At 65.9% G+C, this 18,805-nt stretch carries 11 protein-coding genes; 7 read left to right on the top strand and 4 right to left on the bottom strand.

What is annotated here, in order from left to right; all coding sequences use genetic code 11:
• The first annotated feature begins 663 nt into the window (after positions 1-663).
• Positions 664-3,912: an Ig-like domain-containing protein gene (locus ACYOEI_RS30430; protein ID WP_462853443.1), complete on the top strand. Its 3,249-nt coding sequence runs from the start codon at positions 664-666 to the stop codon at positions 3,910-3,912.
• Between the two features lie 164 nt (positions 3,913-4,076).
• Here the strand turns inward: ACYOEI_RS30430 and ACYOEI_RS30425 are convergent, their stop codons facing one another.
• The gene (locus ACYOEI_RS30425) at positions 4,077-6,902 is read right to left on the bottom strand and encodes a bifunctional diguanylate cyclase/phosphodiesterase (RefSeq protein ID WP_462853441.1); all 2,826 of its coding nucleotides are present in this window, start codon (positions 6,900-6,902) and stop codon (positions 4,077-4,079) included.
• A 612-nt stretch (positions 6,903-7,514) separates the two neighbouring features.
• A complete protein-coding gene (locus ACYOEI_RS30420; protein ID WP_462853440.1) occupies positions 7,515-8,618 on the bottom strand; it encodes a phospholipase D-like domain-containing protein in 1,104 nt (367 codons plus the stop codon).
• Positions 8,619-8,889: 271 nt separating this feature from the next.
• On the opposite strand from ACYOEI_RS30420, the gene ACYOEI_RS30415 reads away from it, so the two are divergent.
• Complete coding sequence (locus ACYOEI_RS30415; RefSeq protein WP_462853439.1) at positions 8,890-9,903, top strand: methyltransferase; 1,014 nt, start codon at positions 8,890-8,892, stop codon at positions 9,901-9,903.
• Between the two features lie 128 nt (positions 9,904-10,031).
• On the top strand, positions 10,032-10,343 hold the full coding sequence (locus ACYOEI_RS30410) for a type II toxin-antitoxin system VapC family toxin (protein ID WP_462853437.1): 312 nt from the start codon (positions 10,032-10,034) through the stop codon (positions 10,341-10,343).
• Positions 10,344-10,589: 246 nt separating this feature from the next.
• On the opposite strand, the gene ACYOEI_RS30405 is transcribed toward ACYOEI_RS30410, so the two are convergent.
• On the bottom strand, positions 10,590-10,679 hold the full coding sequence (locus ACYOEI_RS30405) for a PEP-CTERM sorting domain-containing protein (protein WP_462853478.1): 90 nt from the start codon (positions 10,677-10,679) through the stop codon (positions 10,590-10,592).
• Positions 10,680-11,068: 389 nt separating this feature from the next.
• Here ACYOEI_RS30405 and ACYOEI_RS30400 point away from each other — a divergent pair, with 389 nt between their 5' ends.
• From ACYOEI_RS30400 to ACYOEI_RS30390, 3 genes are all read left to right on the top strand, one after another.
• Positions 11,069-11,581, top strand: a complete 513-nt coding sequence (locus ACYOEI_RS30400; RefSeq protein ID WP_462853436.1) for an RNA polymerase sigma factor — start codon at positions 11,069-11,071, stop codon at positions 11,579-11,581.
• A gap of 9 nt (positions 11,582-11,590) precedes the next feature.
• Positions 11,591-12,754, top strand: coding sequence for a LolA family protein (locus ACYOEI_RS30395; RefSeq protein ID WP_462853434.1), 1,164 nt, complete (start codon positions 11,591-11,593; stop codon positions 12,752-12,754).
• Between the two features lie 223 nt (positions 12,755-12,977).
• Complete coding sequence (locus ACYOEI_RS30390; protein ID WP_462853433.1) at positions 12,978-13,250, top strand: hypothetical protein; 273 nt, start codon at positions 12,978-12,980, stop codon at positions 13,248-13,250.
• Between the two features lie 574 nt (positions 13,251-13,824).
• Here the strand turns inward: ACYOEI_RS30390 and ACYOEI_RS30385 are convergent.
• On the bottom strand, positions 13,825-15,498 hold the full coding sequence (locus tag ACYOEI_RS30385; RefSeq protein WP_462853431.1) for a hypothetical protein: 1,674 nt from the start codon (positions 15,496-15,498) through the stop codon (positions 13,825-13,827).
• Positions 15,499-16,144: 646 nt separating this feature from the next.
• On the opposite strand from ACYOEI_RS30385, the gene ACYOEI_RS30380 reads away from it, so the two are divergent.
• On the top strand, positions 16,145-18,778 hold the full coding sequence (locus ACYOEI_RS30380) for an Ig-like domain repeat protein (protein ID WP_462853429.1): 2,634 nt from the start codon (positions 16,145-16,147) through the stop codon (positions 18,776-18,778).
• Positions 18,779-18,805 lie beyond the last annotated feature (27 nt).

The raw sequence follows: 18,805 nt of genomic DNA, 5'->3' as shown, positions 1-18,805 counted from the left end.
ACTCGTGCACCCCTGTAGTCAGCGTCCGTCGCATCCCAAAGAGGATTTAATCCTTTTCTCAATACTAGAGCGGCAAACGGTTGGGTTGCACACGGTACGGCGTGTCTGTGACCCGAGAGCGGAGGCGGAAACGGGGACTGGCTCCGCAGCGAAGCGTAGGTGCCTGCTCAGAAAATCCCGGAGTCGCGATCGGCTTGTCATGCACGCACGCCGAACGCCGGCCCGGAAAATGGGGACAGGCACCCGGCCTCCATGTTCATTCGCGAAAACCCCAGCCTGATCCTGCCGGGAGCCAGTCCCCGTTTTCCTCCGACGTGCGCAACGCGTGTGTGATCCGCTATAATAACGTACAAGCTTCCGTTTGGCATCGCGTTGCCACCGGTTCCAAAACAGGCTCTTTCTTAAGGCTCATGGAGCGAAACCGGCGAGTTGGCAGAGGTCGAGGGTGCCACGGGGTCCGAAGACGGAACCCGTGGCACCCGGCTCTCTGGATATTTCCTTAAAAACCGGGTTTTGAGACAGCCTCCAAGTACCACAGTGTCCCGCGTGTTCGGGTTTCATTCCAGGCCGCAAACATCGCCACGTCGGTCGCAAGACCACACGACCGCCTCAACGACGATACGACACCAATTACTTGATCCGAAATGAGCCAGGGATTTCGCCATGCACGCGCTTCGACGACTGACATCGCTGCGGAATACCACGGGGAATCGCCGGAGGAACCGGCGATCGGTGGGGGGATTCCTCGGGACCGCGGACCTCGAGTCGCTCGAAGCCCGGCAACTCCTGGCGACGACCGTCGCGACGTTCGAAGGACTCGGGGTCCCTCCGAATTCTTTCAACAACAATGCGGGGTCCACCGGCTTCAACGACGCGGGCAACGCGTTCCTCAACGAATTCAGCAGCGATTTCGGAGGGATCTGGTCGGGGTGGGCCCTGTCCACGATGACCGACACCACCACCCCCGGATTCACGAACCAATATAGCGCCATCACGGGTTCGGGGGCCGACGGCTCCTCGACCTACGGCGTCGGCTTCACGTTCGGGGCGACGGCCGACCCCTTCCATCCCGCCGACACCTTCGTCAACCTGCCGAACGGCGCGACTCCCCAGTCGATCCAGGTGACGAACACCACTTACACCTATCTCACCATGCTCAATGGTGACCTGTTCACGCCGAAGTTCGGGTCGGGGGACTTCTTCCTCCTGACGATCGACGGGTTCACCGGGGCGAGCGGCACGGGGACCAAGGTCGGCGAGGTCGACTTCTACCTGGCCAATTTCCAGGGGACGAACGCCTACATCGTCAACACCTGGCAGACCGTCGACCTGAGCTCGCTCGCGGGGGCCCAGAGCCTGCAATTCGGCCTCGAGTCGTCCCAGAACGACCCGACGTTCGGGATGAACACCCCCGCATACTTCGCCGCCGATAATCTCACCGAGACGATACCCTCGCCCACGTCGATCACCGTCTCCCCGGCCGACCCCAGTGTCGCCAGCGGTTTGACGGAGCAATTCACCGCCACGGGCACGTATGCGGATGGCTCGACCCAGGACCTGACGAGCCAGGTCACGTGGTCGTCCGGCACGACCTCCGTCGCGAGCATCGACGCGAACGGGCTCGCCACGGGGCTCGCGATCGGCTCATCGAGCATCACCGCCGCGCTCGACGGCATTGACGCCTCCACCACCCTCCACGTCACCGCTCCCGTCCTCTCCTCCCTGGACATCACCCCGAGCAACCCCAATCTCGCGGACGGACTCACCCAGCAGTTCTCCGCCACCGGGACATACTCGGATAAGTCCACCAAGGACCTCACCAGTTCCGTCACCTGGGCTTCCTCTTCGACGAGCGTCGCCTCCATCGACGCAACCGGTCTGGCGACGGGTCTCGACGTCGGCACCTCCAACATCACGGCGATGCTCGGCGGCGTCGGCGCCTCGACCACGCTCAACGTCACCGCACCCGTCCTGTCTTCGCTCACGATTGCCCCGACCAACCCCAGCGTCGCCGACGGGCTGACGCAGCAATTCACCGCGACGGGGACGTATTCGGACAAGTCCACCAAGGATCTCACCGGGTCCGTCGCGTGGGCCTCGGCCGCCACAGCGGTCGCCTCCATCGACGCGGCGGGACTCGCGACGGGGCTCGGGGTCGGCACCTCGAACATCACCGCCTCCCTTGACGGCGTGGACGCTTCGACCACCCTCAACGTCACCGCTCCCATCCTCACCTCGTTGGCCATCACCCCGGCGAACCCGAGCGTCGCCGACGGGTTGACCCAGCAGTTCTCCGCCACGGGGACGTACTCCGACAAGTCCACCAAGGACCTCACCGGAACGGTCACCTGGGCGTCCGCCTCGGCCTCCATCGCCAGCATCGATGCCGCGGGACTGGCGACGGGACTCGATATCGGGACGTCCAACGTCACCGCCACGCTCGACGGGATCGACGCCTCCACCACCCTCAACGTCACCGCACCCGTCCTCACCGCGCTGGCGATCTCACCCGCCAACCCCAGCGTCGCGGATGGACTCACCCAGCAGTTTACGGTCGTCGGCACTTATTCTGATAAATCCACCAAGGACCTGACCGGGTCCGTCACCTGGGCCTCGGCCTTGCAGTCCATCGCGACCATCGACGCGGCGGGACTCGCGACGGGCCTGGCGATTGGCTCCTCGAGCATCAGCGCATCGCTCGACGGCGTCAGCACGTCGACCACGCTCAACGTCACGGCCCCCGTCCTGACCGGGTTGGCCATCACGCCGACCAACCCCAGCGTCGCCGACGGGCTGACGCAGCAATTCACCGCCGTCGGGACGTATACGGATAAGTCCACCAAGGACCTGACCGGGTCCGTCACGTGGGCCTCGGCCTCGTCGGCCGTCGCCGGCATCAACGCGAGCGGCCTCGCCACGGGGCTCGCGATCGGGTCCTCCAACATCACCGCCACGCTCGGGGGTGTGAACGCTTCGACCAGTCTCAACGTCACCGCCCCCGTGTTGATGTCGATCGCGGTGACGCCCGCCTCGGCGAGCGTGGCCAAGGGACTGACGACGCAGTACGTCGCCGTCGGGACGTACTCGGACAAGTCGACGGTCGTCCTGACGAGCAAGGTGACGTGGGCCTCCGCCGCTCCGTCCGTCGCCTCGATCAATGCGAACGGGGTCGCGACGGGCCTGGCCACCGGGACTTCGGCGATCACCGCCAGGCTTGACGAGGTGAGCGGCTCGGCGGCCGTGACGGTGACGGCGGCGAAGCTGATGTCGATCATAATCAGTGCGCCGAGCTCCAGCATCGAGACCGGCCAGAACGTCCAGTTCACCGCGACCGGAGAGTATTCCGACGGCTCGACCCAGAACCTGACCAATCAGGTCCATTGGGCTTCGAGCGCCCCCGCGATCGCGACCATCAACGGGTCTGGCCTGGCGACCGGCGTCGCGCCCGGGTCGTTGACGATCGTGGCCACGCTCAACGGGACCTCAGCGGCTCTCAGCCTGAACGTGTCGGCGCCCCCCACCTCGCCGACCACCGTCACCGCGATTCAGGTGCAACCGGTCGTGATCTCCACCAGGCCCTTCCTGAGAAGGAGGCTGGCCCTGGTCGTTCATTTCAACGGCGCTTTGAGCACGACCGGAGCCCAGAACCCCTTGGCCTACAATGTCTTCGCGGGCCGGCTGGTCAGGGTTCACGACGCCTCAGTCGTGATTATTGACCATCGCATTTCGCTCTGTTGGGCGGTCTACTACGCGTTGAACAACCAGGTCACCCTTATCCCTCGGGGGAATGTCTCGTTGCCTCGCCTCGAGCGGCTGATGGTCGACGTCTCCCTCGTGACCAGCCCGCAAGGGGCCCCCATCAACAATGGCGAGAACATCGACGTGAAGACCTGGCGACGTGGCCTGATCTGATCACGCGATGCGAGCCCACCCTGTCCGTCCCCGCTTCGCCAACGGCGAAGCGGGGACGTGATCCTGGATCGCCCCGACGCCTGATCACGCGAGGACGACGCCGAACGGTGCACGATGGACCGGCTCGCCGCGCCCCGGGCATAAGAAAACTTACAAACACTTATTCAATCGACTGATCGCGACGTCATCCAGCCCGCGATGTTTTCGGGGGGGAGGGGTCGGCTGAAGAAATAGCCCTGGGCGTCGTCGCAACCCATGGACGCCAGCAGGTCGACGGTCGCGCGGTCTTCGATGCCTTCGGCCACGACGCGGAGGCCGAGGTTGTGGCCGAGCTCGATCACGGTGCGGACGATCTGGGCGTCCTTCGGGTCGACGGCCATGCCCTTGACGAAGGCGCGGTCGACCTTGACCTCGTCGACGGGGAGATCCTTGAGATAGGCGAGCGACGAGTAGCCCGTGCCGAAGTCGTCGATCGAGATCCGGACCCCCATCTCGTGGATCCGGCCCAGGACCTCCATCGCCCGGGCGGGCTCGGCCATCATGGCGCTTTCGGTGACCTCCACCGTCAGCCAGGAGGGGGGCGTCTTCGAGTCGTTCAGGAGACGGCCGATCGTGTTGGGGAGCTCGATGTCCTGCAGGCTCTCCACGCCGAGGTTCACCGCGACGTCGAGCTTGAGCCCCGCACTTTGCCAGGCCCGGCACTGGGCGAGCGCGGCGTCCAGGGCCCAGAGGTCGAGCGGCCGGATCAGCCCCGTGAGCTCGGCCCAGGGGATGAATTCGCCGGGCGGGATGAGCCCTTCCCGAGGATGCGACCAGCGCATGAGGGCCTCCGCCCCGTGGGGTCGCATGGTCGTCAGGTCGACCTTGGGTTGGAACTGGAGGAAGAGCTGGCTCCGCTCGATCGCCTGGCGGAGGTCGGCCATCAAGGCCAGTCGGCGCGGGCTGTACTGGGCCTGTTCGGCGGAGAAGACGGCGTGGCCCCGGCGGCCCCGCTTCGCCGCGTACATCGCCACGTCCGCACGCTGCACGAGCGCCACCGCGTCGGGTCCGTGGTGCGGGAAGAGGGCGATGCCGACGCTGCCGCTGACGTCGAGGTGGTACCCGTCCACGTCGAGCGGCCGGGCCAGGCATCCCTGGACCCGCTTCGCCACCTCGAGGGCCCCCTCCTCCCCACGGCCGGGGAGCAGGATCCCGAACTCGTCGCCGCCGAGCCGGGCGATGGTGTCGGTCGAGCGGACCGCCTCCTGGAGCCTCGGCCGCAGTTGCCGGAGGGCGATGTCGCCGTAGTGGTGGCCGAAGGTATTGTTGATCTCCTTGAATCGGTCGAGGTCGATCAGGAGCAAGGCCAGGGGCCGCTCCGAGGCCGAGGCCACCGCGATCGCCTGCTCGAGGCGGAGTTGGAAGAGCAGCCGATTGGGCAGGCCGGTCAAGGCGTCGTGGGTCGCCTCGTGCAGCAAGCGGGCCTCGGCACCCTGGCGCTGCATCTCCGCGTCGGCGACGCTGACCAGGATGTTCCGCAGCGACAAGGCGGCGTTGATCTCCTGGGGCGTCCAGGGGTGCGAGTGCCCCTTCACGACCTGCGCCCACGCCTCGAACGATTCCCTGGGCCCGACACGCCCGGCCTCGTCACCCCGGCCCGGCTTCGAAGGGTCGCCCCCCCAGGTCACCGTGCGGACGACTTCGGGGCGGAACCAGAGGACGTATCCGCCTCGCTCACGCGCGACCTCAATCGCGAGGAGCCCCCCGGCAAGCCCTCGCCGCATTCGCGCCGGCCGGTAGGCCGTCGCCAACGCCTGGGTGTGGAACACCGGGGTTTCGGCCTCGGCCAGGAGCCAACGCCTGAGTTTCTCCAGGGCGGCGCGATTCGGTGTCTGCCCGACGGTCGAACACCGGTCGTCGAAGAGGACCGCGACCCCGGCCGCGTCGATATAGTCGAGGAGGTTCGGGCTGGCCCCGGCCAGGGCCTCCCCGAAATGTTCCGAGGTCGAGATCGCCTCGAGGAACCTCGCCTGCAAGGCCGTGCGCTCGGCGTGGTCGCGGGAGGTATCCATGGCCTCGCGAGACTCGACCTGGGCCGACGCGAGTTGGCCGAGCAACGCGCAGTCCTGCCTCGTCCCGTAGGAGAGGAACCGCGGAGACGCGTGGTGGCAGGCGATGAGCCCCCAAAGCTTCCCTTCTCGCACGAGGGAGATGCTCAGCGAGGCGACGACCCCCATATTTCGCATGTATTCGCGGTGGATCGGCGAGACGCTACGGAGGGCACACGCGGTCATGTCCAGCGTGCCGTCGCCCCCGACCAGGGCGGCGGGCTCGTAGGCGGCGTCCGGGATGTGCCGGATGTGGTTGCGGGTGTAGAGCTCACGGGCCTGCGCCGGGATATCGGCGGCGGGGAAATGAAGGCCGAGGAAGGGCTCGATCCCCTCGGCGTGCGACTCGGCGATGACCTGGCCATTCCAGTCGGGATCGAACCGATAGACGAGGACCCGGTCGTAACCCGTCAGCCGGCGGATCTCCCCGACGACGGTCTCGAAGAGCTCGTCGAGGCCCCGGCTGGCCTGGAGTCGGGCGAGCGCCCCGCGGAGCGTCGCCGAGGGCGCACGGCTCCGATCCTCTTCGGCGCGCGACCTCGGCTCGAGCTCCAGGAGGATCGCGTCGTCGCCAGGGTGGAGGATCGCGTCGAACGTCTCGCCCGGGACGGCGAGGACGTCGAGCTCGATCGGGTTGTTCCCCTCGACATCCCCTCGCAAGGCGTCGAGGATGTGCTCGATCGGGCCGGGCCCGACGAAATCGGCAAGCGGCCGGCCCAGCAGGTCCTCGAGGTCGAGGCCCAGGAGATCGGGTACGTTGGCACTGGCACGGAGGATCGTCAGGTCTTCGGCCCGGAGGGCGAGCAAGGCGCCGTGCGGTTGGATTGCCCCGGGGATGTGGATCGGCTCCCGATCACATTCGGTCGTATCGCCGAGTCGTCGCGCCAGCTCCACTTCGGCCATGATCCGCGTCCCTCCTCGATTCGGCAACGCCCCTGGGCCGCGAATCGTCCCGCGGCCCGTGCGATCACCTCACGATCACCGTCCACCCATCGGAAAACCCCGCCTTTCAAGGAATTCCCGGCACCACCTCGAACGAACTCGCCGCACCATCCCCTCAACAAAGCATCCTAGCATCTTTTGGGCCGAACGCCGATGGCCCGGGCAGGATGGCCGCCTCTGCGGCCATCCGCGGAGCCCAGGGCCCAGCCAACAGGATATGCGTCATCCGGTGAGCGGCAGGCCGCTAATTAAGAAAATCCGCCGACCTCGAGACCGACTCCGACGACACCCCTGGGCGATTGCCGGCTCCGAAGAACTCCTACGCCGATCCGCCCGACATGGGGACACCGCCGATGTCGCCCCTCCCGATCCAGGTCGTAAAACCGCTCCCCCGAAGACCGAGACCCGGCCATCGGCCGGGTGCCATTGCCCTGTCGCGAACGTGGCAACGTCAAGGCCGCCGGAATCCCGGCGCACCCTCCATCGAGACCATAGAACCGATTCGCGGGGATTGTGAAATCGATCTCGCCGAGTCGGTATTTCCCGATCAAGCGTCGCTCGGGAGGAATCGGCTCAAGCCGTGGGCCCCTGGGCCCTCGCCCAATCCTGCCGGAACTGGCCGAGGAGTTGGTGGACCGGGACGGGCTGCCGGAAGATGATGCCGAGCTCCCGATCCTGGGTGGCCTCGGTGGTCTCGATGTCGATCGAGCCGAGGTAGGCCGTCCGGCCGTCGACCACCATCGTCTTCGCATGCATGTATGGCATCGCCCCAGGCGGGGGCGACTGGTCGGTCGTCACCCGGACCTGGATCCCCTGGCCATCGAGGAAGGCGATCTGGGGCACGTTCGACGGGCCCCCTCGAGGGACGACCGGGGTGATCAGGCGGACGCGGACCCCTCGATTGACCGCGTCGATCAACTGCCCTTCGAGATACGGGTCGTCGAGCAACTCGGTGGTCACGTCGATCGTGCGCCTGGCCGACTGGATCAACTGCGAGAGCTTGGCCGTCGCGTCGGTCGGGCCCCAGATCAGGCTCGCGACGTGGAGGGGAGGCGTCGGGTTGTAAGGAGGCGTCGCGTCCCCCGGCGGGGCGGAATACGCCCAGTCGGTGTCGAAGACCGACGTGACCTCCCGGATCACCCGACGGTCCGAGACGACGAGCCCGTAGTCGCGGGTGTCCTCGAACGTCTCAGGGACGAGGCACATCGTCATGATGAGCACCTTGCGCCGGTCGATCACCAGCTCCTTCTCGAAGCTCTGGGGAAAGACCGCGTTGCTCAGGTGGACCGAGACCCCCGCGGCGATCAGCCGGGCGATCTCCTGCTGCTCGGGCGGCTTGGCGTGGTAGTCGGCCTGGTCGACGATGACCCGGACATCCACCCCCCTCGCAACCGCGGCGGCCAGCGCGTCGCCGATCACGGGGTCGCTCAGGTTGCAGATCCCCAGCCGGATCTGCGACCGCGCCGAGTTGATCGCCTTGAGGATCGGCCCCCGCCCCGCCTGCGGCTCGATGAACAGCGACGGCGTCCCGGCCCGGGGACCTTTCGCATCAAGGACGTGGACCTCCGCCGCGCGGCCCCCGACGCCGACACCGACGGCCGAAGGAAGCTGCCGCCCTTCCAGGGCCTCGCAAACCGGAGCGGCCCAGACCCGCCTTCGCCTCGCGACCTTCGCCATGAGCTCGCCCTTCGATCGTTGAGGAGACGCGGCCAACTCCCGACACGACTACGGTGATGACCGACGCAATCATACACCGGAGAAATCGAAGACGTTTGCCTCGAACTCTGCGCCCGAATCGAGGGCGGGCGCTCGAACGCTCACCCCTCGACGATTGACCCCCGACGCGATTTCGGATAACGAAGGAGGCATTCCACCCCGGTATCACCTGACGCGGGATCGAGCCACGGCCCGTCGGCCGAGCTCCAGCCCTTTCGAGTCGAGATCGATCATGGCGACACAAGGACCGTCCCCCGCCTTATTCTTCGAAACCATCAGCGCCTATCAGCGCACGGAAGCCCTCCGAGCGGCGATCGAGCTGGACCTGTTCTCACAATTGGCGGCGGGACACCAGACGGCCACAGCCCTGGCCGAAGCGTGCCAGGCCTCGCCCCGAGGCGTGCGCATCCTGGCCGACTACCTGACCATCAGCGGCTTCCTCCGCAAGGACGGCGACCGCTACGCGCTGCCCGAGGACACGAAGGTGTTCCTCGATCGCTCGTCGCCGGCCTACGTGGGCGATGCCACGCGTTTCATGCTCTCCCCCCAATTGCGGGAGAGCTTCCAACGGCTACCCGAGGCCGTGCGCCGGGGCGGCACGGCCGTCTCCGACGAGGGGACGGTCTCCCACGACAACCCCGTCTGGGTCGAGTTCGCCCGCGCGATGTCTCCCCTGATGCGGATGCCGTCCGAGTTGCTCGCCAATCTCGTCGGTGAACCCGCCGGTCGCCCCCTGCGCGTGCTCGACGTCGCCGCGGGCCACGGCCTATTCGGCATCGCCATCGCCCGGCGTCATGCCGAGGCCCACGTCACGGCCCTGGACTGGCCGAACGTCCTGGCCGTCGCCGAGGAAAATGCCCGCCACGCCGGCGTCTCCGAGAGATACGCCCTGCGCCCCGGCAGCGCTTTCGACGTGGATTGGGGAGGCCCTTACGACGTCGTCCTCCTGACGAACTTCCTCCACCACTTCGACACCCCGACCTGCGAACAACTGGCGGCCAAGGCCTACGCGGCCCTCGCCCCGGGCGGCCGGGCCCTGACCCTGGATTTCATCCCCGAACCCGACCGCCTCACCCCGCCGCCGACCGCCGGCTTCGCCCTGGTCATGCTCGCCACGACCGCCCGCGGCGATGCCTACACCTTCGCCGAATTCCAGGCCATGTTCGCCCGCGCCGGCTTCTCCCGAAGCGAGTTCCACCAACTCCCGCCGACCACCCAACAGGCCGTGGTCTCGTTCAAGGATTGAACGAAGGTGAGAGATCACGGTACGCATCCTCAGCCACCCTACGATCGTGTCCTCCGAATCGCGAGGGGCGTCGGTTGGCCCAATGGACGTCGCGAAGATTTGAGAGGTCCACAACTCGGAACGGCCGAGTGACCTCCCACCGGAAACCGGGCCAACCGAGGTCATTCATTTGTTGCGTCCCCCTCTTCTTGCTCCCGAAGAACTGGGAGCAGATAGGCGTCCAGAGGGACATTCTCGACTCGCCGCTCTATTTCCCGATCATCCCCCTCATGCCGAGAGCCGTCGAGATCTCCATTCGGGCTCGCCACAACGTCTTCGACTGCCTCTACGTGGCACTGGCCGAGCGGGAGGGCTGCGACCTGGCGACTGCGGATGAGAAACTCGTCAAGAATCTCCAGCCGATCTTCTCCTTCATCAAATCCCTAACAACCTTCCCCTGAACCGGATCGTCCCCAATCAGGCGACGCCGCAGAACCGCTCCGTCACCGCCGGCTGCAAAGCCTTGGCCGACGATGGGGCCGGATTCGCTGGGCTCAACCTTATGACGGCGAGACCAGAAGGCGGGCACAACGAATTAAATCTCGTCCCGTGATCGACAAAAGATTCATTGATAACACGTACCCGTGCAACCATTGATACTAAGAATTGCTTTCTCTACTTTATCGAAATAATCAACAATTTCTATGTCACCTTTCTTGATTCCGCCTTCGTAAAGTATCCCAGCCCAATGCGACGGAGAGGAGGCCAAAAACGGCGAGAGTCGATGGTTCCGGCACGGGTGCGATGGGGAGTTCGGGAAAATCAGGCGGAACTACGGTGACTCCGTCGGGCGAGAGAAGGAGCAGGCTTCCGTCACCGCCCGTCGTCGAGCTTGCCAGAGCGAGGATCTGGCCGAGTTCGTTGATGACAAGTCTTCGTTGATCGTCCAACCGCTATTCGGCGGGAGGGTAAGTGCCCGAGATGGCCAGGGTCGGCGGTTCGCGCGCCGGCCCGGGCCGCTCTCCGTCGGAGACCGCGGACGCGGCGAGGCGACGTCGCCTCGCGCGATATACTATACATTAGTTCACATAGCACAACCATTATCCGAGGTCCTCCGTAAGAAAACGGTCCGCCCCGGCGACAATACAGGGTGACGACTCTCCCGAGGCTCGAAGGGAAGAGGCCCATGCCCGACTGGGACGCGATCGTGGGACAACATGGCCGGCTCGTCTGGCGCACCGCCTATCGGCTCCTGGGCAATCACGCCGACGCGGGCGACTGCTTCCAGGAAGCCTTCCTTTCGGCCCTGTCGGCCGCAGGCAGGCAGCGGGTCGAGAACTGGGGCGGCTTCCTGCAACGTTTGGCCACCGCCCGGGCGCTCGACCGGCTGCGGCACCGGCTGAGACAATCCGGGCGGGGCGGACACCTCTTCGACGAGGCGACCGTGCCATGCCCTGTGCCCGGCCCGTCCCTTGAGGCTGAGGCTCAGGAACTGAACGAGCAGATCCGCCGCGCCTTGGCCGATTTGCCGCCCCATCAGGCTGAGGCCTTCTGCCTGCATTATCTGGACCAGTGGAGCTACCAGGAGGTTGGCCATCATCTGGGAATCACGCCCAACGCCGTGGGCAGCCTGCTCCATCGGGCCCGAGCCGGGTTGCGAGAAGCCCTGAGTTCCGTGTCCTCGGGACAAGAAAGCTGAGGTGCCGCCATGACGCCCGACGAACGGCTCGACCGAGTCCTCCACGCCTTCCGCGACGGCGACGTCCCCGACGGTCCACCCCCCGAGATCGTGTCTCGGACCCTGGCAGCCCTGCAACGCGAAACGTCCAGGCCCGCGCTTTCCTTACTCCGCGGAAGGATCAGAAACATGCCCCCGTTCCTCCGCATCGCCGCCGCCCTGCTTGTGGCCGCTGGCGCCACCGGCATCGTCATGACCTCGGGCCGCAAGGGTCCGGGCGTCGCCTTCGCCGAGGTCCTGGAACACGTCCAGGCCGCCCGCACGATGACGTACACCATGCGGATCGGCGACACCTCCGAACCGTTCCGCGTCTCCCGGATGGAGCCCGGACTGATCAGGACCGAACTGCCGGGCGGTAGTGTCACCATCATGGACCGCATCCGGGGCAAGAGTCTAGTGCTCAACACGACCGGCAAAATGGCCACGCTCTTCGAGAATAAAGCCGACGGTCAGGCCGGACGCGGCGAGGACCAGATCGACCAGTTGCGGAACTTCCGGGGCAAGCCGGAGGAGGATCTCGGGGAGCGACTGGTCGACGGCCGGCCGGCCCGCGGATTCCGGCTCTCGGCAGGCGGCTGGACGTCCGTCGTCTGGGTCGACGCCAAGACAGACCTCCCGGTGCGCATGGAGTCCCAGATCCGCTTAAACGCCGACGGGACGAAGACGGTGGTCTACAGTGACTTCGTGTTCGACCCCCCCCTGGACGAGTCGCTGTTCCGCATGACGCCCCCGGAGGGCTACAAGACCCAGGCGATCCCCCTTGCCATCGACCAAGCCCCGCCGGTCGAGAAGGATCTTGTGGATCTGTTCGGCGAATACTCCAAGCGCTCGGGAGGCCGGTTCCCGAACGACCTCCAGATGCCCTCACTCGTCGACGTCCTCAAGGACATCAAGGTTACGAAGGCTGGGCTCGACGAGGCGACCAACGCCTGGATCGCCAAGGTCGCCAAGGGCATCGGTCTGGTCTGGGCTATGCCTCCCGGCTCCGACGCCTACTACACCGGCAAGGGCGTCCAGTTCGGCCAAGCCGACACGCCGATCTTCCGGTACCGGCCTCAAGGTTCCAAGACCTACCGTGTCATCTACGGCGACTTGACCGTGAAGGATGTGGAGCTCGGCCAGATTCCGAAGTAATCGCTGGGGGGGCCAGTTCAATTATCCGATGGGGCCGACTCGGGTGCCTCGCCTCGAGTCGGCCCCATCACTTCTTCGGCGAGCCTCGGCCGGGTGGGTCCGCTAAACCGTAGAGCTAGACTGCGTGGCACCAAGCCCTGCGGCGTCTGCCCGATGGATGTGGCTAGAGCAAAGACTTTTCAAACACAAATCCAAGCGCGACCACAGGAGAAAACCTCCGAACATGAAACCCACCCAAATCAGGAAATCCCTCCAGGCTTACGACGTTTGGATGGCCACCGCCTTTTGCGCCGCCATCAGCGTCATCAGCATAGTGGCGAATGTCTACGGTCGTTTCGCCTCCGGAGGTTCGGACGCCGGGATGACGTCATTCCTCTGTTTTCTACCGATGGCGTTCTTCTACGCGGCCGTCTCTCACCAGCAGACTCGAGAACGCATCAAAGTGTTGGAAGCAAGGATCCATCAATTGGAAGCAGACAAAGCCGCCGCCTCTTGAACCTCCCCGACTGACCTATTCCAGTTTTCTGTTCCAATGCGACTCACGGTCCATCTCAGCCTCCATGCCGCGTGCCAGGCCGCCCAAGCCCCCTTGTCCCATTGAGCTGCCGCCTGGTCGTGCTCATCGGGGTAGGGGGCAAGGCCAGCGCACATCAAACCGCTTGTGGAGACAGGACTTGTGCAAGGTAGTCCGTATTTAGCATGCAGGACTTCATCTTGCCGCGGAGGCTATCCTTGTCAGGATGACGCTTCAGCAGAGTCACGGCGAGATTGAACACGGACTGAACACAGATAAATCAAGAGAGCGAACAAATTAAATAACCAAATATCTCAATATCTTAAAGTTATTTAATTCTCTAGTCTTTCTTGTATTATCCGTGTTTCATCCGTGGCTAAATGCCTTCCGTCTATCACCCTCGGCAGATTCTAGCCCGCTGTTGGGTCGTTGGAAATCTCACCCTTTCCAGAAACTCAGGATCCCGCCCCCGCGAGGGTCCCGGAGGGAACTCGACCGTGCATCGGGCCTCGCGAGTTTGCGGGATGTGACTTACGGATGTCCTCGTCTCGGCGTCTCATGAAGCCGGATAGACGTTGTCAGGGGTGTTGTTGGCGATGTTGCTATTGGTGTTGGAGAACGTGCCTCGGTTGAAGACGCCGCCGCCTCGGGTGGCGGAGCGATTACGGAGGATGGAGCTGTTGTTGACGGTGAGGGACTGGCCGCTCCAGAGGCCGCCGCCGTTGCCGGTGGCGACGTTGTCGGCGACGGTGCTGCCGTCGATGAGGATCGAGCCGAGGTTATTGAAGACGCCACCGCCGACACCGACGGCCGCTAGGTTCTGGACGGTCTGGGCGAAGCGATTGCCGCTGACTTCGCTCCCGCCGGTGATGATAACAGGACCGGTCAGGGCCGAGGCGATGCCGCCACCAACCTGAGTGTTACCGCCGGACGGGAAGGCCGCATCGGCTTGCTGGATGAGCGCGGTCCGTTCGGTGATGACCGAGGTAAATTGGACCATGGCGCTCAGCAAGGTAGCGTCGCCCCGACCTCCCGAGAGGAACCCGGGGCCGACCGCGTCGAGGAGGCCGCTGGTCACTGCGGCGTTCTCGCCGTTCGTCAAGGTGTTGTTGTCGACCTGGCTGTGGTCGGAGACGGTGATCGAGAACCGCTCGGAGAAGTTCACGATCCCGCCGCCCAGGCCTGCGCCGGTGTTGCCGTTGACCGTGCTGCCACCGGTCACGACGACCGCGCCGCCGAAGTTGGCGGCGATCCCGCCGCCGGGGCCGTTGTTGGAGTTGTCGTCGACGTGGCTGCCGTCGGTGATCGTGGCCCCGCCGAGCAGGAGCACGATCCCCCCGCTGAACATCCCGAGGGCCCGGTTGTGGCTCACCTCGCTGGCGGAGACGGTGACACTGCCGGCGATCACGGCGACCCCGCCGCCGCCGTAGTCGCCGGTCGCGGGCGCGTTGCCGATCGACGAGTTGCCGTCGACCGTACTGCGATTCATGATGTTGATCGGCCCGTAGACGTTGATGATCCCGCCGTAGTTCCTCGCCGAATTCGAGTCGACGTGGCTGGCGTTGAGCGTGATGCCCCAGTCCGCGTACACGCCGCCGCCCAGGCCCGAGGCGCTGGTCGGCCCGAGGGCGACGTTGGATGTGACGGAACTGTGGTCGAGGGCCACCGTGCCTCGGGCATAAATGCCGCCGCCGCTGCCGTTCTTGCCCGACTTGGGGAAGCGGACCTGGGCGGCCGTGTTGCCAACCACGTTGACATACGAAAGCGACAGGGCGTTGTACGGGTTGTCGACGAGGATCGCCCCGCCGTTCTGATTCAACACCCGGCCGCCGGTCAACGTCAGGATGCTGGCGGCATCCTGCCCTCGGATCGTCACCGAGGTGGTCCGCGGATTCAGCAGGACGTGGAAGATCCGCGAGTTCGGCCCGGCCTGGATTGTCAGGGCATGACCCGAGTCATTCTCGATCGTCACGCTCGAGCTGATCTTCAACTCTCCGGCGCGCAGAGCGATCGTCCCCTGTACTTGGGGGGTGATCGCGACGGTCGAGCCCTGATTCTGGGGGAGGTTCGCCTGCCCGATCGCCCAGCGCAGCGAGCCGGGCGTCGGCACGCGAGAGTCGAGCGCGTTCGTCACATAGAACGTCGAAGGGGTCGTTCGGTCCTCCAACCGGTCGAGCGAGGGCCGAAGGCAGCGCGTTGGGACGGTGATCCAACCGGTTCGTCGACGCATAGCCGGTACATCTCCCAATCGAGGAAGTCGGGACGAGACTCCCTGTGGCCTGGTGACCGGGGCGAATCTCCGATAACAATGTGTTGGCACGTCCCCGGTGGGAATGAGCAGCGGACCGCCCAAACTCCCCGCTCGAATCATACCTCCCATTTTTCCCTATTAGCAAAATCAATTCATGCAGCCCAATCGAAATTCTGGGGAGTCGGGCGGGAGGGGTGGTGGCGTGCGGTTTTCACGATCGTAGGTGAAGCGAGGCGCCGGATGGAGAACGACCGTTGCACGGGTCGCAACATCGCGCCGGTAGATTTCGGGGCGCTTCGGTGAGACCCCGGCGTCGGGGGATTCCGATAGAGAACGACGTCGTCCGATCGGCCCGCCTGCTGGCGTCCATCGATGACCACGACCTCGATCCCCGGGCAAGGATGCTGCATCTCCGAAGCGCTCTCCCCCCCACATCTGTGCGCAGACTTTCCCGAAGACCGGAGGCCGGCCGGGGGCTCGGCGCACGGCGTGGGGTCGATCGAGGGATGGCACGAACGCGACGGCGAACCGTCACCACCCGGATTGTCTGATCAATGCGGGCCTTGCGTGGCGTCCTCAAACGTCAACATTCGCAGGGATCTTCGCGCTTCTTGGAGTTTATTCCATGCGGTTTTCCGACGTGCGGCGTAGCCTCCAGGAAATCACCCGGCCTTCGGGCCAGGGCCGGCGGAAGAGGTTGAGGGTCCGGTTCGCGCCGGGCGGTCTCGAATCGCTCGAGATCCGTGTCGTCCCCGCGGTGAGCACGTGGACTGGGGCGGTCAGCGGCTCGTGGTCCGACCCGGGCAACTGGGACGTGGCGCCGGCGGCGGGCAACGACCTGACCTTCCCGACGGGGGCCGCACATACGAGCAACACCAACGACCTCGCGAACATCAGCAGCTTCGGCACGCTGACGGTCGGGGCGAGCGGCTATGCGATCGGAGGCGCTGCGGTCACCCTGACCGGGTCGATCGACGCCTCGCAGACCTCGGGATCCTCGACGGTCTCGCTGCCGATCTCGGTGGCCGCCAACACCAAGGTCTCGGTCGACCAGTCGGCCGCATCGCTGATCCTCACCGGGGTCGTCAGCGGCGCCGGCGGGCTGGACAAGACGGGCCCGGGCTCGCTGCAACTGGCGGCCGCGAACACCTACACCGGGGCGACGAAGGTCGACGGCGGCACCCTCCAGGTCGACGGCTCCCAGGCCAGCAGCGCGGTGACGGTGAACTCGGGGGCGACCCTCGACGGCATCGGCACGGTCGCCTCGATCGCGACCTTCCAGGGGACCGTCGCACCTGGCGACGCGGGCCCGGGTCGGCTCACCGACGCCGGGGCCTTCACGCTCGGGAACGGCTCGGCCTTCGGGGCCGTGCTCAACGGCTCGAACGCCGGCACGGATTACAGCCAGTTGAGCGCCGCGGGCCAGATCAACCTGAACAACGCCAACCTCAACCTGTCGGTCGGCTTCACCCCGACGGTCGGCCAGGCGTTCACCATCATCAATAACACCGGCACCGCCGCGGTCAACGGGACGTTCGCCGGCCTCGCCCAAGGCACGACGGTGAGCATCTCGGGCAAAGCATTCACGATCAGCTACCAGGGGGGTGACGGCAACGACGTGATCCTGACGTCGGTCGCCAGCAACACGGGGACGACCACCTCGAGCACGAGCCTCCAGACGTCGGCCACGTCGACCGCGTACGGCCAGGGGATCACGCTCACGGCGACCGTCACCGGGGCGAGCACCCCGACCGGCACGGTCGAGTTCCTCCGGGGTTCGACGGTGCTCGGGACGGCGACGTTGACGAGTGGCGTGGCCACGTTCTCGACGTCCGCACTGCCGGTCGGCACCGACTCCGTCACCGCGGTGTACCTCGGCAGCACGACCTTCGCGTCGAGCACGTCGGCGGCCTCGAGCGTGACGGTGTCGCAGGCGTCCACGACGTCGGCCCTCACCGCCTCGCCGACCTCCGGCACGGTGGGGACGTCAATCCTGCTCACCGCGACGGTCGCGGCGACCAGCCCGGGGACGGGCACGCCGACCGGCTCCGTCCAGTTCCTCAACGGCGCGAACGTGCTCGCGACCGTGCCGCTCACCAACGGCACCGCCACCTTCTCGACGACGACCTTGCCGGTCGGCACCAACACGCTCACCACCAAGTATGTGGGCGACACCAACTACGCCACGAGCACCTCGACGAACGTCACGGTGAACATCCTCTCGACGACGACGACGTCGCTCTCGCCCACCTCGGGCTCGCTCGTCTTCGGCCAGTCGCAGTCCTTCACCGCGACCGTCACCGGCACGAGCCCGAACTCCAACACGCCGACGGGGACCGTCCAATTCTTCAGCGGCTCGACCTCGCTGGGGACCGCGACGCTGGCCGGCGGCGTCGCGACGTTCAAGACGACGGCGCTCCCGGTCGGGACCGACTCGGTCACGGCGACGTACCTCGGCGACAGCAACTTCGGCACGAGCACCTCGACGGCGTCGACGTTCACCGTGACACAGTCGACGGCCAGTGCGGTCGTATCCTCGGCGACGAATCCGTCGGTCGCCGGACAGTCGCTCGTCCTCACGGCCACGGTGAAGGCCGGCGGCTCCGGCTCGGGGACCCCGACCGGGAACGTCTCGTTCTTCTCCGGGTCGACTCTGCTCGGGACCACGGCCCTGAGCAACACGATCGCGAACTTCCTCTACACGGGCTTCCTGCCCGCCGGCAGCGACCCGATCACGGCCCAGTACCAGGGAGATGCCAACTTCCAGGCGGTGACCTCGGGGACCTTCATCCAGAACGTCTCCCAGGGCCCAACCATCACGACCCTGACGGCGACGAACTCTCGGGCAGTCAACCAGCCCGTGACCATCACGGCGTTCGTCACGCCGGTGTTCCCCGCCAACGGCTCGCCGACGGGCTCGGTCACCTTCTCGGCGAACGGCAAGGTCCTGGGCTCGGCCGCGGTCTCCTCGAACGGGACCGCCACCCTGACGACGACCGGCCTCGCGATCGGCACCCAGACCATCACGGCGACCTACCAGGGCGACGCCAACTTCATCGCGAGCAACGCCACGCCGCTCCCGGTCTTCGTCGGCACCACGACCCAGCGGTACGTCAACCAGGTGTACCTCGACACCTTCCACGAGCCCGCCTCCACGAAGCAGATCAACTTCTGGACCCGGCGGCTCAACCGCGGATACCCCCCGCGCAAGTTCGTCCAGACCGTCCAGAGGCAGGCCGCACGCTCCAAGCACGCCTGAGCCCGGCCCGCTTCCCTTGCGATCCCT

The sequence above is a fragment of the Singulisphaera rosea genome (assembly GCF_054877945.1).
This window is presented reverse-complemented; position numbering and strand designations above follow the sequence as displayed.

What these genes read in the sequence shown, in the direction of transcription:
- ACYOEI_RS30430 (WP_462853443.1), top strand. Translation starts at nt 664, where the DNA reads ATGCACGCGCTTCGACGACTGACATCGCTGCGGAATACCACGGGGAAT.
- ACYOEI_RS30425 (WP_462853441.1), bottom strand. Translation starts at nt 6,902, where the DNA reads ATGGCCGAAGTGGAGCTGGCGCGACGACTCGGCGATACGACCGAATGT.
- ACYOEI_RS30420 (WP_462853440.1), bottom strand. Translation starts at nt 8,618, where the DNA reads ATGGCGAAGGTCGCGAGGCGAAGGCGGGTCTGGGCCGCTCCGGTTTGC.
- ACYOEI_RS30415 (WP_462853439.1), top strand. Translation starts at nt 8,890, where the DNA reads ATGGCGACACAAGGACCGTCCCCCGCCTTATTCTTCGAAACCATCAGC.
- ACYOEI_RS30400 (WP_462853436.1), top strand. Translation starts at nt 11,069, where the DNA reads ATGCCCGACTGGGACGCGATCGTGGGACAACATGGCCGGCTCGTCTGG.
- ACYOEI_RS30395 (WP_462853434.1), top strand. Translation starts at nt 11,591, where the DNA reads ATGACGCCCGACGAACGGCTCGACCGAGTCCTCCACGCCTTCCGCGAC.
- ACYOEI_RS30390 (WP_462853433.1), top strand. Translation starts at nt 12,978, where the DNA reads ATGAAACCCACCCAAATCAGGAAATCCCTCCAGGCTTACGACGTTTGG.
- ACYOEI_RS30385 (WP_462853431.1), bottom strand. Translation starts at nt 15,498, where the DNA reads ATGCGTCGACGAACCGGTTGGATCACCGTCCCAACGCGCTGCCTTCGG.
- ACYOEI_RS30380 (WP_462853429.1), top strand. Translation starts at nt 16,145, where the DNA reads ATGCGGTTTTCCGACGTGCGGCGTAGCCTCCAGGAAATCACCCGGCCT.